Source organism: Commensalibacter melissae, from assembly GCF_009734185.1.
In the GTDB taxonomy this organism is placed as follows: domain Bacteria; phylum Pseudomonadota; class Alphaproteobacteria; order Acetobacterales; family Acetobacteraceae; genus Commensalibacter; species Commensalibacter melissae.
In genome coordinates this window covers 1,877,742-1,892,119 of the sequence record NZ_CP046393.1, presented here as the reverse complement: position 1 = coordinate 1,892,119, position 14,378 = coordinate 1,877,742, and the positions used below count along the sequence as shown (strand labels likewise).

17 protein-coding genes and 1 tRNA gene are annotated in these 14,378 nt (G+C 37.9%); 11 read left to right on the top strand and 7 right to left on the bottom strand.

Annotation, left to right across the window (positions count from 1 at the left end):
• Window positions 1–5: 5 nt before the first annotated feature.
• The 7 genes from narH (at window position 6) to moaA (ending at window position 6,152) form a co-directional block, all read left to right on the top strand.
• A complete protein-coding gene (gene narH / locus GN303_RS08470; RefSeq protein WP_110439146.1) occupies window positions 6–1,562 on the top strand; it encodes a nitrate reductase subunit beta in 1,557 nt (518 codons plus the stop codon).
• Entirely contained in the window at window positions 1,562–2,218 is a 657-nt protein-coding gene (gene narJ, locus GN303_RS08465; RefSeq protein WP_110439145.1) for a nitrate reductase molybdenum cofactor assembly chaperone, read from the top strand. The genes narH and narJ overlap by 1 nt, the downstream gene beginning before the upstream one ends.
• On the top strand, window positions 2,202–2,888 hold the full coding sequence (narI, locus tag GN303_RS08460; RefSeq protein WP_110439144.1) for a respiratory nitrate reductase subunit gamma: 687 nt from the start codon (window positions 2,202–2,204) through the stop codon (window positions 2,886–2,888). The genes narJ and narI overlap by 17 nt, the downstream gene beginning before the upstream one ends.
• Before the next feature lie 18 nt (window positions 2,889–2,906).
• The gene (gene modA, locus GN303_RS08455; protein WP_110439143.1) at window positions 2,907–3,683 is read left to right on the top strand and encodes a molybdate ABC transporter substrate-binding protein; all 777 of its coding nucleotides are present in this window, start codon (window positions 2,907–2,909) and stop codon (window positions 3,681–3,683) included.
• A gap of 6 nt (window positions 3,684–3,689) precedes the next feature.
• Entirely contained in the window at window positions 3,690–4,367 is a 678-nt protein-coding gene (modB, locus tag GN303_RS08450; RefSeq protein WP_110439142.1) for a molybdate ABC transporter permease subunit, read from the top strand.
• A 32-nt stretch (window positions 4,368–4,399) separates the two neighbouring features.
• Complete coding sequence (locus tag GN303_RS08445) at window positions 4,400–5,032, top strand: ABC transporter ATP-binding protein (RefSeq protein ID WP_231504027.1); 633 nt, start codon at window positions 4,400–4,402, stop codon at window positions 5,030–5,032.
• 130 nt (window positions 5,033–5,162) lie between these two features.
• A complete protein-coding gene (gene moaA / locus GN303_RS08440; RefSeq protein WP_231504026.1) occupies window positions 5,163–6,152 on the top strand; it encodes a GTP 3',8-cyclase MoaA in 990 nt (329 codons plus the stop codon).
• A gap of 10 nt (window positions 6,153–6,162) precedes the next feature.
• Here the strand turns inward: moaA and mog are convergent, their stop codons facing one another.
• Genes mog through GN303_RS08415 form a run of 5 tightly spaced genes read right to left on the bottom strand, consistent with a single transcriptional unit; the run spans window position 6,163 to window position 9,261 of the window.
• The gene (mog, locus tag GN303_RS08435; protein ID WP_110439140.1) at window positions 6,163–6,729 is read right to left on the bottom strand and encodes a molybdopterin adenylyltransferase; all 567 of its coding nucleotides are present in this window, start codon (window positions 6,727–6,729) and stop codon (window positions 6,163–6,165) included.
• Window positions 6,730–6,753: 24 nt separating this feature from the next.
• On the bottom strand, window positions 6,754–7,962 hold the full coding sequence (locus tag GN303_RS08430) for a molybdopterin molybdotransferase MoeA (RefSeq protein ID WP_110439139.1): 1,209 nt from the start codon (window positions 7,960–7,962) through the stop codon (window positions 6,754–6,756).
• Window positions 7,946–8,560: a molybdenum cofactor guanylyltransferase MobA gene (gene mobA, locus GN303_RS08425; protein WP_110439138.1), complete on the bottom strand. Its 615-nt coding sequence runs from the start codon at window positions 8,558–8,560 to the stop codon at window positions 7,946–7,948. Before mobA ends, GN303_RS08430 begins: the two co-directional genes overlap by 17 nt.
• A complete protein-coding gene (locus GN303_RS08420; RefSeq protein ID WP_110439137.1) occupies window positions 8,553–9,011 on the bottom strand; it encodes a molybdenum cofactor biosynthesis protein MoaE in 459 nt (152 codons plus the stop codon). The genes mobA and GN303_RS08420 overlap by 8 nt, the downstream gene beginning before the upstream one ends.
• A 1-nt stretch (window position 9,012) precedes the next feature.
• Window positions 9,013–9,261, bottom strand: a complete 249-nt coding sequence (locus GN303_RS08415; RefSeq protein WP_110439136.1) for a MoaD/ThiS family protein — start codon at window positions 9,259–9,261, stop codon at window positions 9,013–9,015.
• 56 nt (window positions 9,262–9,317) lie between these two features.
• Between GN303_RS08415 and moaC the strand changes: the two genes are divergently transcribed.
• Together moaC and GN303_RS08405 are read left to right on the top strand one after the other, a co-directional pair.
• Window positions 9,318–9,791: a cyclic pyranopterin monophosphate synthase MoaC gene (moaC, locus tag GN303_RS08410; protein ID WP_110439135.1), complete on the top strand. Its 474-nt coding sequence runs from the start codon at window positions 9,318–9,320 to the stop codon at window positions 9,789–9,791.
• 77 nt (window positions 9,792–9,868) lie between these two features.
• A tRNA-Lys gene (locus GN303_RS08405) sits at window positions 9,869–9,944 on the top strand.
• 194 nt (window positions 9,945–10,138) lie between these two features.
• Here GN303_RS08405 and GN303_RS08400 read toward each other — a convergent pair.
• On the bottom strand, window positions 10,139–11,467 hold the full coding sequence (locus GN303_RS08400; RefSeq protein ID WP_110439134.1) for a lipopolysaccharide biosynthesis protein: 1,329 nt from the start codon (window positions 11,465–11,467) through the stop codon (window positions 10,139–10,141).
• 128 nt (window positions 11,468–11,595) lie between these two features.
• Complete coding sequence (locus GN303_RS08395) at window positions 11,596–12,255, bottom strand: histidine phosphatase family protein (protein ID WP_110439133.1); 660 nt, start codon at window positions 12,253–12,255, stop codon at window positions 11,596–11,598.
• 158 nt (window positions 12,256–12,413) lie between these two features.
• On the opposite strand from GN303_RS08395, the gene rfbB reads away from it, so the two are divergent.
• Window positions 12,414–13,469 (top strand): dTDP-glucose 4,6-dehydratase, encoded by a 1,056-nt coding sequence (gene rfbB, locus GN303_RS08390; RefSeq protein WP_110439132.1) that lies wholly within the window; start codon window positions 12,414–12,416, stop codon window positions 13,467–13,469.
• Window positions 13,466–14,371, top strand: coding sequence for a glucose-1-phosphate thymidylyltransferase RfbA (gene rfbA, locus GN303_RS08385; RefSeq protein WP_110439131.1), 906 nt, complete (start codon window positions 13,466–13,468; stop codon window positions 14,369–14,371). Before rfbB ends, rfbA begins: the two co-directional genes overlap by 4 nt.
• Window positions 14,372–14,378: the final 7 nt, after the last annotated feature.

Sequence of the window (14,378 nt, the reverse complement as noted above, 5' to 3'; positions counted from 1 at the left end):
TACCAATGAAAATTAGAGCTCAAATTGGCATGGTGTTGAATCTGGATAAATGCATAGGATGCCATACTTGTTCCGTAACATGTAAAAATGTATGGACCAGTCGAGATGGTGTTGAATATGCATGGTTCAATAACGTTGAATCAAAACCAGGGGTTGGATATCCCAAGGAATGGGAAAACCAGGATAAATATAATGGTGGATGGGTTTTAAAAGGTGGCAAGTTGCGTCCCCGTCAGGGTGGCAAGTTGCACATTATGGCAAATATATTTGCCAATCCCAATCTTCCGCAAATTGATGATTATTATGAACCCTTTACATATGATTATGAACGTTTGCAAAATTCTCCGGATGTAAAAACCCCCCCTGTTGCCCGACCAGTTTCGGTCCTAACCGGACAAAAAATGGAAAAAATACACTGGGGACCAAACTGGGAGGATGATCTTGGTGGAGAATTTTCAAAGCGTGCAAAAGACAAGCTTTTTGATGGTATTCAAAAGGATATGCTGTCAACTTTTGAAAATACATTTCTTATGTATTTACCAAGATTGTGCGAGCATTGTTTAAATCCAGCCTGTGTTGCAAGTTGTCCTTCAGGTTCAATTTATAAACGTGAGGATGACGGTATTGTCCTGATAGATCAGGATAAATGTCGCGGCTGGAGGATGTGTGTCTCGGGCTGTCCCTACAAAAAGATATATTTTAACTGGGTTTCTGGTAAAGCAGAAAAATGTATATTCTGTTATCCACGTATTGAAGGTGGACAGCCAACCGTTTGTTCCGAAACATGTGTAGGACGTATTCGTTACCTGGGTGTTTTACTTTATGATGCAGATAAAATTAAAGAGGCTGCATCTACGGAAGATATCCAGGATTTATATGAATCCCAACTTGATGTTTTTTTAGATCCCAATGATCCGGCAATTATTGCGGAATCTCTCAAACAGGGTATACCCCAAAGCTGGCTGGATGCGGCAAGAAATTCACCGGTCTATAAAATGGCAGTAGAATGGAAAGTTGCTTTCCCCCTGCATCCAGAATACCGCACCTTACCAATGGTTTGGTATATTCCACCTTTATCGCCTATTCAGTCTGCAGTAGCGAATGGCATGATTGGCAAGAATGGAATTATTCCTGGTATTAAGGATTTACGTATTCCAATTCGCTATTTGGCTAATTTGCTTACGGCGGGGAAAGAAGAACCCATTATTAACGCCTTGGAAAACATGATCACGATGCGTCGTTATATGCGTAGCAAGTCTGTTGATCAACGTCCTGATCGTTCTGTCTTGAAAGATACGGCTTTGACTGAAGTCCAGATTGAAGAAATGTATCAGATTATGGCGATTGCGAATTATGAAGATCGTTTTGTCATTCCATCATCCCACAAGGAAATGGTTGAAAACGCATTCCAAGATAAGGCTTCCTGTGGATTTACTTTCGGGAATGGATGCTCTGACGGGGTGAATAAGGCGAGTCTTTTTGGCAAGAAGGTTTCTCCAATTATCTTTCACGACGCTGTAGAGGATCGTGAACAGAACAAGGCAAAAGAAAGCAATAGCTGATGGAAATTTTCAAGATACTTTCAGTTTTATTATGTTATCCAGAGCAAGAATTGGTTTATGCACTCCCTTCAATCCTGGGACGTTTAAAAACGCTCGAGGTTGAATGGAGCTTGCTTTCTCCCTTATTGGAACATTTGAAAGAAAAAGATTTGATTGATTTGCAAGAAGAGTATGTTTCACTTTTCGATCGTAATCCATCATGTTCATTGCATTTATTTGAGCATATTCACGGTGAGGACCGTCTAAGGGGGCAAGCCCTAGTCAATCTCATGTCAGAATATAAGGCAAATGGTTACGATATTTCAGTAATTGATGAATTACCAGATTATTTGCCTTTATTTTTAGAGTTTTTATCTGTCTGTAATGAAGGTGAAGCAAAGGATTTACTGGCGGCATCAATTGACGTGATTGATCACATCGGATCAAAATTGCGGGAAAGTCAGTCTGTCTATGCGGGTATTTTCACTTTACTTGTTAATTATTCTTCTGTTCAACCTCAACCTTTAAAAGTTCCTCCAGTTAAAGATATGGAGGAGGCAATGGAGAAATTTGGCCCAAATATTGAGGGAGTTGAACCTCTTTTACAAACGAATGCCTGTAATCTCTGTTCTATAGACAATGAAAATAAAGGGGCAAGTCATGCATTATCTCGATAAATTTATTTTTGGAATTTATCCGTATATCGTATTAACAATTTTTGTTGTTGGATGCTTGGTACGTTTTGAACGTGAACAATATTCATGGAAAAGTGATTCCAGCCAGATTTTATATCGTGGACAATTAAGATTTGGAAATATCTGTTTTCATATTGGTATTTTAGGTCTGTTTTTTGGGCATCTTTTCGGTCTTTTAACACCCATCTGGGTTTGGGATACGCTGGGAGTTACCCATTCAGCAAAACAGATTTTCGCCATGATGGCTGGCGGCATCATGGGCAGTATCTGTTTGGTTGGGATTTTGATCCTTATTCACAGAAGATTTGTTTCAGCCCGTATATTGGCAAATAGTACCTGGCGTGATAAATTGTTGTTAGTCTGGTTATTATTGACTTTGTTACTTGGTTTATCAACAATTTTTGTTTCGGCTCAGCATACGGACGGTCATGAAATGGTTCAACTTATGACATGGGTACAGCATACAATTACCTTTCAAGGTGATGCCGTGGCCTATATCATGAATGCGTCACCAATCTTCAAATTCCATCTTTTTATGGGAATGACAGTATTTGCTATTTTCCCATTTACTCGTTTGGTTCATGTATTTAGTGGCTTTGCCATGGTCAGTTATGTAACTCGACGCTGGCAGTTGGTAAGACCACGTTCATGAACGTGAAGATGTGAACTGATGAAAAATCTCAAAATACTGGAATTAAGATTGCTTAAACTATTGGCTGTTGTTCTGGCTTGTTTTGGATTTTTTCATTCCGTTCAGGCAAAAGAGATTGTTGTTTCTGCGGCGGCTAGTTTAAGCGATGCTTTTAAAGATATAGCTAAAATCTATGAAACATCGCACCCTCAGGATAAAATTTTATTTAATTTTGGTTCTTCGGGCAGTCTGTTAAATCAAATAGCACAGGGTGCCCCGGTTGATCTTTTTGCATGTGCCGATGAAAGCACAATGGATATGGCAGAGCAAAAAGGATTGATTTTTCCTGGATCAAGACAGGATTTTATTAATAATCATTTGGTTCTTGTGACTTTTATTCATAGCAAGTTACAGATACGTGAACTGGCAGATTTAGATAAACCCTTGATTAAGTGGATCGCGTTGGGACAAGTTGTAACTGTTCCAGCGGGTCGTTATACAAAACATGCATTGCAGGCTGCAGGTTTATGGCATAAATTACAAGATAAATTCATTCCTGCGCAAAATGTCCGTCAGGTTCTGGATTATGTTGCCCGTAATGAAGTGGATGTCGGTTTTGTTTATGAAAGTGATGCAAAACTTTTTTCAGATAAAGTTAAAATACTTTATCGGGTTCCTTTGCCAAAACCCGTTCAGTACCCAGTTGCCTTGGTTAAAAATACTCAAAACCTAAATCAGGCTAAGGCGTTCATGGACCTGTTATTTTCAGTTAAAGGTCAGAGAATTTTTAGACAATACGGTTTTGCTGTTCGGTAGTTGTTCATGGGAATAAATTTTACCTGGCCGGCTCTTTTTCTATCCTTGAAAATTGCAGTTTTCGCAGTTTCGATCAATATGTTTCTGGCAATACCTGCAGGATATTTTATTGCTCGATATCGTTTTTATGGTAAGGAATTTTTAGATATTGTCTTTACATTGCCAATGGTTATGCCGCCGACTGTATTGGGATACTATTTGTTAGTATTATTTGGACAGCATGGTTGGATAGGACAAATATTGGAAAAATATTTTCATCTTAGTCTTATATTTACGTGGCAGGGGGCTGTTTTAGCCGCTATTGTCGTGACTTTTCCTTTGATATTCAAACCCGCCAGAAGTGCCTTTGAATCAATCAATCCTTGTTATGAACAGGCTGCACGGGTATTGACTATTTCTGATATGGCGATTTTTTTCCGTATAACCTTACCTTTGGCTTGGCGTGGTATTATGGCAGGTTTATTACTGGCATTTGCCAGAGCTTTGGGTGAATTTGGTGCAACCCTGATGATTGCCGGAAATATTCCCGGAAAAACGCAAACCCTATCTTTGGCAATCTATGAAGCCGTTGAAGCGGGACACGATCATGTCGCAAATATATCCGTCTTGATTTTATCCGCTGTTTGCATTTTTGTTTTATTTATGGCTAAACGGCTGAATATTACGCATAATTCAATTTATTGATCATGATATTTCAAATAAACCTCAAGAAATTAATGAAAAATCATCATCATATGTTTCAGCTCAATGTTGATTTTTATTCTCAAAATCGTTCAGTGGTGATATTTGGCCCATCTGGATCTGGAAAAACAACATTGCTTAAAATAATAGCGGGATTAAATTCACCAGATTGCGGGTTGATAAAAATTGATAATAAAATCTTTTTTGATCAGAAACGTAAAATCAATCTGGCCCCCCAGGAGAGAAAACTTGCTTATCTTTTCCAAGGTTATAGTCTTTTTCCGCATTTAACAGTCAAACAGAATATTTCCTTCTCACTTGTCAAGGGAATATTTAATCCCCGTGTCAGTCAGGATTTTGCAATTGTTAAGGACTGGATGAATCGCTTGGAAATCCTGAGCTATGCTGAATATTATCCATATCAATTGTCGGGGGGGCAACAACAGCGGGTTGCATTGGCCAGGGCATTGGTTGCGCAACCCGATTTGTTGTTACTAGATGAACCATTTTCAATGCTCGATAGTCGCTTGCGACGCAAATTGCGGTATGAAATAAGGGATATTCAACAACGCTTACAATGCTTGATGATGGTTATATCGCACGATGATGAGGATGTAGAGTGTTTTGGTGAGGATATCTTACATTTGGGAAAAAATAGTAATTATTAGATGAATTAATAAATAATAGTCTGATTGTATTTTATCTATAATGATTTTTTAAAAATATTTAAGTCTTTTTTTTGATTTTTAAACACATATATAAAATTCATAACTATAAAGTCTTTATTGCAATTATGACGTGGCCGAGCTTCTGATGCTGATTGATAAATTTGGTAGAACAATTGATTATTTAAGAATTTCTGTTACGGATCGCTGTAATTTAAGATGTTCTTATTGTATTCCGAAAGGATTTAATGATTTTGAAACTCCAGATCATTGGCTCACTTTTGATGAATTAATGCGTGTTGTTCGTGCGTTTGTAAGATTAGGTACAAAACGTTTTCGCTTGACTGGTGGTGAACCGTTGGTTCGCAAAAACCTAACAGATCTGGTGTATCGAATTAAAAAGATTGATGAGGTGGAGGATTTATCCATTACAACGAATGGAACCTTGCTGACATCCCATGCCAAATTATTGTTTGAGGCTGGCTTAGATCGTTTGAATATAAGTCTTGACTCCTTGAATCGTAAAAATATAGAGGATATTACAGGTCTGGATTGTCTAGAACAGGTTATGGAAGGTCTGCGAACCGCAAAACAACTGGGTTTTCATAAAATAAAGATTAACATGGTTGTATTGCCAGACAAGAATATGGCAGAAATTGAACGAATGCTCGAATTTTGTATTGAACACGGGTTTATTCTGTGTTTGATTGAAGTCATGCCAATGGGAAAAACCGGGCAAAATATGACAACTGTCTCGCTGCAACCCATTATACAAGAATTAAGGAAACATTACGATTTGCATTCAACGATGAAGATAATAGGAAATGGTCCGGCGCGTTACTGGGAAACATCAACAGGTAATGTATGTCTGGGATTAATTACACCATTATCACAGCATTTTTGTGCGACATGCAATCGGGTTAGATTGTCGGTTGATGGAACCCTTTATATGTGTTTGGGACAGGATAATAGCTTTGTGTTAAGGCCGTTATTAAGAAATCATTGTAGTGATAAAGAACTGGATCAGGCCATTCAAGAAGCGATAGAACTAAAGCCAAAAGAACATGATTTTTTAAAACAGCCCAATAAAATTATGCGTATTATGTCAAAGACAGGAGGATAGGTTGACAGTCCTATTTTTTAGGTAAAAAAGCTTTTACGACTTTTTCATCTGTTTCAATCCTGGGTCCACCAATTACATCGATACACATTGGAACCGCGGCAAATACTCCATGTATAAGAACCTTGCCATCTTGATCTTTTACCCCTTCCAATGTTTCACGAATGGCATTCGGACGTCCGGGCAGGTTTAGTATCAGGCTTTTTTTACGGATTACGCCCACTTGTCGTGACAGAATGGCGGTTGGCACGAAATATAAACTGACTTGACGCATTTGCTCACCAAAACCGGGCATAACCTTATCTGCGATAGCCAGAGTTGCATCAGGTGTCACATCTCGGATGTAAGGGCCTGTACCGCCCGTGGTTAAAACAAGGGGACAATCTTGATTATCGACCAGATCAATTAATGTTTTTTCAATCAGATCCTGTTCATCAGGAATTAAATGCTCAATATATTGTTTTTCGTTAAGAACCGCTTTATTCAGCCAATTTTTCAAGGCAGGTAAACCTTTATCTTCATATATACCCTGACTGGCTCTATCACTGACAGAAACCAAACCAATTTTTATTGCTGTCATTTTATATTTTCCTATCAATAAAGTCTAAAGAGAATAGTCAAGTGGATAAATTTTTATAAAGTCCCCTTTATGAACAGGGGTATTTTCCGGAATTTCTGCCAATCCATTTGCCTGGGAAAATGTTGCCAACATGGCAGAACCCTGATTATTTAAAAGACTAACATGAGCAGGTGATTGAGAATAATCAACCCGCACCCGTAAAAACTCCCGTCTTGCTTGGGTTTTCCTTTTTTCAAATTGGGCTTGAGCAAGAATAGTTTTTGGCAGGCAATTCTGTAATGTTTCGCCGGCAAGATGTCGTAAAGCGGGAATAACAAGTTGTTGAAAGGTGACGAGGGTGCTGACAGGATTACCGGGTAACATAAAGAATATTTTGCTATTGATTTGTCCCCAGGCAAAAGGTTTGCCGGGTTTAATGGCAAGTTTCCAGAAAATGAGTTGGCCAAGCTGTTGTAAGGCGGCATGAACGTGATCCTCTTCACCAACCGAAACTCCACCAGATGAGATAATGATGTCTGCTTCTTTAGCGGCTTTTTTTAATGCGATTTCAGTTTTATCCCGATTATCGGGAAGAATGCCTGCATCAATGACATGATGTCTGGTTTTTTGAAGCCAGGTTATCAAAAGATAACGGTTTGCATCAAAAATCTTGCCAGAAGATAGAGGCTGACCTGGGTTGATCAATTCATTTCCTGTGGAATAAACCCAAATGGTTAAAGGTTTATATATTTTGACATTTTGATAGCCTTGACTTGCCAGTAAGGCAACACTTGCGGGCGTAAGCCTATGGCCTTGTGTAAGCAGTATATCACCTTTTTTTAGTTCTTCCCCTTGATAGCGTATATTTTGTCCTTTTTTGATCTGCGAGGTAAGAGTTAGGGTGTTGTTTTCAATTTTTGTATTTTCTTGCTGGATTACAGCGCTGGTTCCGGGGGGAATTGGAGCTCCGGTAAAAATTCGGGCGGCTTCACCAGTTTGAAGGGTGGCATTGGACAGGGGATCTCCTGCTGCAATCCGGTTTGTAATTTGCCATTCAGAACATTGACAAGGATCACCACCCAGAGCATAGCCATCCATGGCACTATTGCTGAAAAAAGGTGTGTCATATTGAACATAAATATTTTCAGCAAGAACTAGATGATTTGCCTTTAAAAGGGGATAATCTTCTATGGGTTGTTTAATAGAGGTTCTTTGCAGAAGTTCTTCAAGGGCCTCATCATAGTTTTTTAGCATGGTGCCTGCCTTGTTGATAACGGGTTAATGTGTCAAGGTCGTTAATATTGGTAAATTCATGTTCATCATGAAAATTCACTTTTATATTTGGGTGTGCAGATATCCATGATTTAAGGCTATAATGCTGATGATTTAAATGATTGGCAAGATAGTCATTCGTACAGGGTTTGCATAAGAAGATACTTGGATGAATCTGTTTTGGTGTCGCTACGTACGCAATTAGCAAGTCTGGATTTGATATCAATGCGTGATAAAGTGAGGAAACTAGATTTGCGGGTAAAAAGGGAGTGTCGCAGGGAACAACCAATATGTAATCTGTATGAGCGGGAATAAAGGAATAAAGACTGACAATGCCAGCTAGGGGACCTTTTCCTTTCCATTGGGGGAGATCCTGGTAGACTGGAAAACCAAAAGATTGATAAGTTTCAATATGATTGTTTGCGCTTATCAAAATGTTTTGAACATGTGGTTGAATACGTTGGATAACATGATTGACAAGGGGATGACTATTAAGAGAAAGCAATCCTTTGTTTTGACGTCCTACACGCCGACCTTCCCCACCTGCCAGAATAAAGGCGGCAATATTTTTATCATTCATGACTGGACCATCGTTCTTTTTCTTTTAAATCGTATGATTTGGCCCTGACCCATCTTGACTGTCCGTTTCTAAAAAATTCTTTTTTCCAGAATGGAGCTTCTGATTTTAAATAATCCATTATGAATTCAGCAGATTCAAATGCAGCCTTTCTATGACTGGCCGCTGTCAGAACCAAAACGATTTCTTCTCCTACCCGTAAATTCCCCACGCGGTGTATAACCTGACAACCCTGTATATCCCATCGTTTTTTTGCCAAATGAATTATTCGTTCAATTTCTTGTTCAGTTACAGACGGAAAATGTTCAAGATAAAGATAATCAAGCGGTTCTTTTTCATCAAACCCCCTGACGATACCGGTAAAGCTGACAATTGCGCCGCAATTGAAAGCGTGAATCTTTTTTCGGAATTCCTCTTGTGAAAAAGGTTGGGTCTGTATTTTGACAGAGAACAATTCAACCTCCTGTAACAGGAGGTAGAATGGCAACTTCATCATCAGGATGAAGGGGAGTGGGTTGATAGATAATGCGTTGATTAATGGCCAGGCGGAAAATGTTTTCTTCTGCCAAGGCGTCCGACCAAGAGGCATTGCGGCTTCTTAAAAAATTGAGTAAATCTTGTGAATTACCGTTGTCCCAGGTAATTTCTTCCTCTTCAATTTGTAAAATATCTTTAAGAAAACCAAAATAACGGATTTTTATCATATTATATATATAGCATCTGCTAGAATGAGTTTAAAGATTAATATAGGAAGAATATCATGAGTAAATTGACGCATTTTGATGAGTCTGGGCAAGCTCACATGGTTGATGTCGCAGATAAGAAAATCTCGAAAAGAACTGCCATGGCTGGGGGGGCAATCCAGATGTCTCAGGAAGCTTTTGAACTTTTGAAAAAAGGAAACAGTCATAAGGGTGACATACTAGGTATAGCAAGAATTGCCGCCATACAGGGCAGCAAACAGACTTCAAATTTGATCCCTTTATGTCATCCATTATCGCTAAATCATCTAAAAGTGGAATTTGAATTGGAAGAAAGCAAACATATTGTGCATATGCGGGTTACTGTTGATACAGAGGGCAAAACAGGAGTTGAAATGGAAGCGTTGACAGGGGTTTCTGTAGGATTGTTAACCGTTTATGATATGCTTAAAGCGGTAGATAAAAGAATGGTCATGCATAACATTCATCTTGTTTCTAAAAAGGGTGGGAAAAGCGGAGAATTTAATTTTTAAATTTTATAAGGAAAGTTCAGTCTAATTACTGAATTCATCTTGTATTTTTGATCGCTTCTTGATAAAAGTTCTGTGTGGGGCGCATAGCTCAGTTGGTAGAGCAGCTGACTCTTAATCAGCGGGCCCAAGGTTCGAACCCTTGTGCGCCCACCATTTTCTTGATACAGAAATTTTTATTTATCAAATATAATTTTGAGAAATATGCATTTTTAAGTTAAAAGCCCCATATTATGAGTTTAAAATTCATGTTTTTGAATTTTGGTTATTTAAATAATAAAAAAATTAATGAGCATTAAACAATATTATAATATTTAATAAGAATATTATTCATAATAATGCAGGATTTATTATTGTGTTATAGTTTTCTTTTTATATTTTATAACAAAAAGGATTTGGGAAATAACCAGTAATACAGATGAAATTAGGGTGGCTGGTCCAATCCCCTGTATCCCCCATTTTTGAATAAAAATAATCAACATTGGTATATAAATGAAACTGTTTATTCCACGAGAAATGGATGCCCCTTTGGTATTTCCTGTTGTGATTAAAATGGGTTCCAAGGAAATCCCCCATAGGATAACTGCTTTTGCACCAGCCAACCAATATAGTAAATGAAGGGTTTCAGGTGTGGTGGATTTATGAAGTAATAATGAAATGATATATGGTGCAATATAAGGTAGAATGAGAAAAATAACGGAAATGATACCGCCGGTTAAAAGAGTGATTTGCAAGGCCATTTTATAAAGGTGCGATGGTTTGCTGCCCTGCCATGAGCGGGTCATTTCCGGATATAATGTAGATTGTAGCATAATGACAGGTTTTGCAATCGCTTCTGAAATTTTATTGGCAATCGAATAGCGTGCATTTTGAACAGTACCAAGCATACTTCCAATAATTTGAGCGGTTATATGGGCGGAAACAAGGGAAAAAGTCATGTTTATATTGGTATTCCAGGCAAATTTCCATATCCCGGGTAAATCTTTGGTAAGCCCATCATTAATACGATTGAAAAATCCTTTTAAAAAACCTTGCTTGTAAAGTTGGTACAAAGCGGTGACCAAAATAGTAATGAAATTCATGAAAGTGGCAAAAGTCCAGACAATAACTGCTCCCAACATACCACCATGAATAAGGGTAAGAAAAGCGATGCCCAAGAACCGAACTGTTGTTGTTGTTGTCCCTTGAATGGCCAGTAAATCATAACGGTTCAATAATAATAAAACGCCATTGGCTGTTGCACTTGTCGTAAATAAAACAGAAAAACTGAAAATGATACCCAGATAATGCCATTCAGGTGGCCACCCCAAAATATTGCTGAAATTTATGGCAATCAGAACACTGACGACCAAGGCAAAGGTAGCACTGCATGCATCAAGTAAAAAAGAAAATCGCAACACTCGTTGAAAAAGGGGAAGATCTTTATTTTGATAGGGTTTAAGACCGTAATGCAAGACAGTCTGCCATGATTGAAATTCTGCCACATCGCCCACAAGCTGGCCAAAAGCGTATATAAGAACCAGAAAACCGTATCCTTTATCGCCAATGAGTCGGGTTGTTAAATAAATTTGGGCTAAACCAAGAGGAACATTGATGATCTTTCCGCTTAATAATTTTAATACGTTATATCCTGACCGCCTTAAACTGCCTCTGTAGGAAGGGATTTTATTCTTTGGCACTCTTTATTCCATAGTTTCAAGTAAACAGATTTTGTTATTTTCAGTTTTTCAGGGCATTAAAGAGATAATGCCTTAGCAATTTTTTTTAAGTTAAAATATATAGTAATTTTTTTTAGAAAAATAAAAGGCTAAATCATATCATTTACCGTAATAATATGCCAATGTTCACGTGTTTTTTCTATCAGAGTAATGGAAAGGTTATAAATGGCAAAGGATAATGCTGAATTAACCGGGATTTTTGAAGCATAGGCAAGGGCAGCCCGAATAGCCCCGCCATGAGATATGACAATAATATCTTTATTTGTGTATATTCTGCTAAATTCCTCCATTTTGCAACTGACTCTTTGATGGACATCATTCATGTTTTCACCTTTGGGTGGAGTTTCTTCGGCTGAGAAGGGCCAAAAAGGATGCGCAGAAAATTTTCGGTGTTTTTCAACTGTAACATGTGATAGACCCTGCCAGGCTCCAAGATTCTGTTCCAGAAAAGCATTTTCGATTTGTAAATTCTCAGATCCATAACCCGCCTTTTGAATTTGTAAGGCCGTATCTCTTGTACGGGACAGGCTAGTAATGAACCAAAGTTGTGTCTTGGGTAATTTATTGGCCAGAAACTGATAGTATGTTTGTTGTTTTTTTAAATGTGCAGGACAGATTGGAACATCTTTAGTACCATAAAGGTAAGAACGATCCTTTTCATTAACAATTGCATGACGAATAAACCAGAAACGTGTCGTATCACCAATAGCATCAGGATGGTCTATGAAACTAAAATTATTGTTAGACATAAGCAATGATATACTTTATATAGTCAAAAAATATGGGTATTTATATCATAAATTGCAAATTGGTTTGATTTAATTATTATAAATTTTTAAGATATTTTGAAGATATTCAATAAATTTATAATATAAAATACAAAAAAATTATTTAAGGTACATTAATAATGTTGATTTTAGTCACTGGAGGATGTGGTTTTATTGGTTCAGCTGTGATTCGACATCTTATAAAAAATACGCAGCATGAAGTGGTTAATATCGATATCCTAACGTATTCGGCTTCTTTTGAAAATGTGGCAGAAATAGCTGGAAATAGCCGGTATTCTTTTTGCAAAACTGATATTACTGATTTTATTTCATTAAAAAAAATATTTAATCAATTCAAACCTGATGCAGTAATGCACCTGGCTGCAGAATCTCATGTAGATCGTTCGATTGATGGGCCTGAAGTGTTTATTCGGACCAATATTCATGGAACATATTGTTTATTACAGGCTGCTTATGAATATTGGAGAGCAATGTCAGTAGATAGACAAAGAAAATTCCGTTTCCATCATATTTCAACAGATGAAGTTTTTGGTGCTTTACAGTCTGATGATCCCCCATTTACAGAACAAACCCCTTATGATCCACGCAGTCCTTATTCTGCTTCAAAAGCAGCTTCAGATCATCTGGTTAGGGCTTGGTTTCATACATATGGACTTCCAACTTTTGTGACAAACACAACAAATAATTATGGCATTTGGCATTTTCCAGAAAAGTTAATCCCGTTAATGATTATCAATGCCTTGGAAGGCAAGGCTCTACCAGTTTATGGTAAGGGAGACAATATAAGAGACTGGCTGTATGTTGAGGATCATGCTGAAGCGCTTGTAAAAGCTATAGAGCTTGGAATTCCGGGAGAAACTTATGCAATTGGTGCCCAACAACCCAGAACTAATCTGGAGGTTGTGCAAACGATTTGTCATATTCTTGATGAGCTGAAGCCTGATCCTCAGGGAAAATATGAGCGGTTGATTCATTTTGTGACGGATCGTCCAGGTCATGATTTTAGATATGAAATAAATCCAGTCCATGCACAAACCGAATTAAAATGGAAAGCAAAACACAATTTTGAAGAAGGAATTCGTAAAACGATTCAATGGTATTTGAATCATGAGGATTGGTGGAAAAATATTCGTCAAAAACATTATGCTGGACAACGGTTGGGAATAAAACAATGACAAATCAGCATGAAAAATCAATAAAGGGTATATTACTGGCTGGTGGATCAGGTACAAGGTTATATCCTTTGACAGCTGTTTCCAGTAAACAATTATTGCCTATATATGACAAACCCATGATTTATTATCCGCTGACAACATTAATGCTGGCGGGTATTCGGGAAATCATGATTATCTCTACCCCTCATGATATACCGCAAATCAAAAGATTATTGGGAAACGGTTCTGATATTGGAATGAAATTTGACTATTGTGTTCAACCCAAACCTGAAGGTATTGCACAAGCTTTTGTTTTAGCTGAAGAGTGGTTGGATGCTTCCCCTTGTGCCCTGGTGCTGGGGGATAACTTGATCTTTGCTTCACATTTAAGTCAGCTGTTGCAAAAGGCGGTTCAACGAAAATCCGGTGCAACGATATTCAGTTATCAGGTTAGTGATCCTGAACGGTATGGTGTTGTGACATTTGATGAAAATGGCAAGGTAACCCAGATTGTAGAGAAACCGAAAGATCCTCCTTCAAACTGGGCTGTTACAGGACTGTATTTTTATGATTCAAGGGTTACAGAATATGCAAAAAAAATAAAACCATCAGCACGTGGTGAATATGAAATCACGGATTTAAATAAAATTTATTTTGAAAATGACAATTTACATGTAGAGCGTCTGGGTCGGGGTTGTGCTTGGTTGGATGCCGGTATTCCCGCCAGTTTGATGCAGGCGGGAAATTTTGTGCAAATGATTCAGGCAAGACAAGGGATTTTGGTGGGATCTCCTGCTGAGGTGGCCTATCATAGAGGATTTATTAATGCGGAGCAATTACGTGCAATTGCAAAAAAATTGAATAAAACAGACCTTGGGAGAATGTTGATGGATGTTGCAAACGAAGGTTTTAATCAAAAGTAATTAATTA

What these genes read in the sequence shown, in the direction of transcription:
- GN303_RS08445 (WP_231504027.1), top strand. Translation starts at nt 4,400, where the DNA reads ATGAAAAATCATCATCATATGTTTCAGCTCAATGTTGATTTTTATTCT.
- narJ (WP_110439145.1), top strand. Translation starts at nt 1,562, where the DNA reads ATGGAAATTTTCAAGATACTTTCAGTTTTATTATGTTATCCAGAGCAA.
- rfbA (WP_110439131.1), top strand. Translation starts at nt 13,466, where the DNA reads ATGACAAATCAGCATGAAAAATCAATAAAGGGTATATTACTGGCTGGT.
- GN303_RS08430 (WP_110439139.1), bottom strand. Translation starts at nt 7,962, where the DNA reads ATGCTAAAAAACTATGATGAGGCCCTTGAAGAACTTCTGCAAAGAACC.
- narI (WP_110439144.1), top strand. Translation starts at nt 2,202, where the DNA reads ATGCATTATCTCGATAAATTTATTTTTGGAATTTATCCGTATATCGTA.
- modA (WP_110439143.1), top strand. Translation starts at nt 2,907, where the DNA reads ATGAAAAATCTCAAAATACTGGAATTAAGATTGCTTAAACTATTGGCT.
- moaC (WP_110439135.1), top strand. Translation starts at nt 9,318, where the DNA reads ATGAGTAAATTGACGCATTTTGATGAGTCTGGGCAAGCTCACATGGTT.
- GN303_RS08395 (WP_110439133.1), bottom strand. Translation starts at nt 12,255, where the DNA reads ATGTCTAACAATAATTTTAGTTTCATAGACCATCCTGATGCTATTGGT.
- modB (WP_110439142.1), top strand. Translation starts at nt 3,690, where the DNA reads ATGGGAATAAATTTTACCTGGCCGGCTCTTTTTCTATCCTTGAAAATT.
- mog (WP_110439140.1), bottom strand. Translation starts at nt 6,729, where the DNA reads ATGACAGCAATAAAAATTGGTTTGGTTTCTGTCAGTGATAGAGCCAGT.
- narH (WP_110439146.1), top strand. Translation starts at nt 6, where the DNA reads ATGAAAATTAGAGCTCAAATTGGCATGGTGTTGAATCTGGATAAATGC.
- rfbB (WP_110439132.1), top strand. Translation starts at nt 12,414, where the DNA reads ATGTTGATTTTAGTCACTGGAGGATGTGGTTTTATTGGTTCAGCTGTG.
- mobA (WP_110439138.1), bottom strand. Translation starts at nt 8,560, where the DNA reads ATGAATGATAAAAATATTGCCGCCTTTATTCTGGCAGGTGGGGAAGGT.
- GN303_RS08415 (WP_110439136.1), bottom strand. Translation starts at nt 9,261, where the DNA reads ATGATAAAAATCCGTTATTTTGGTTTTCTTAAAGATATTTTACAAATT.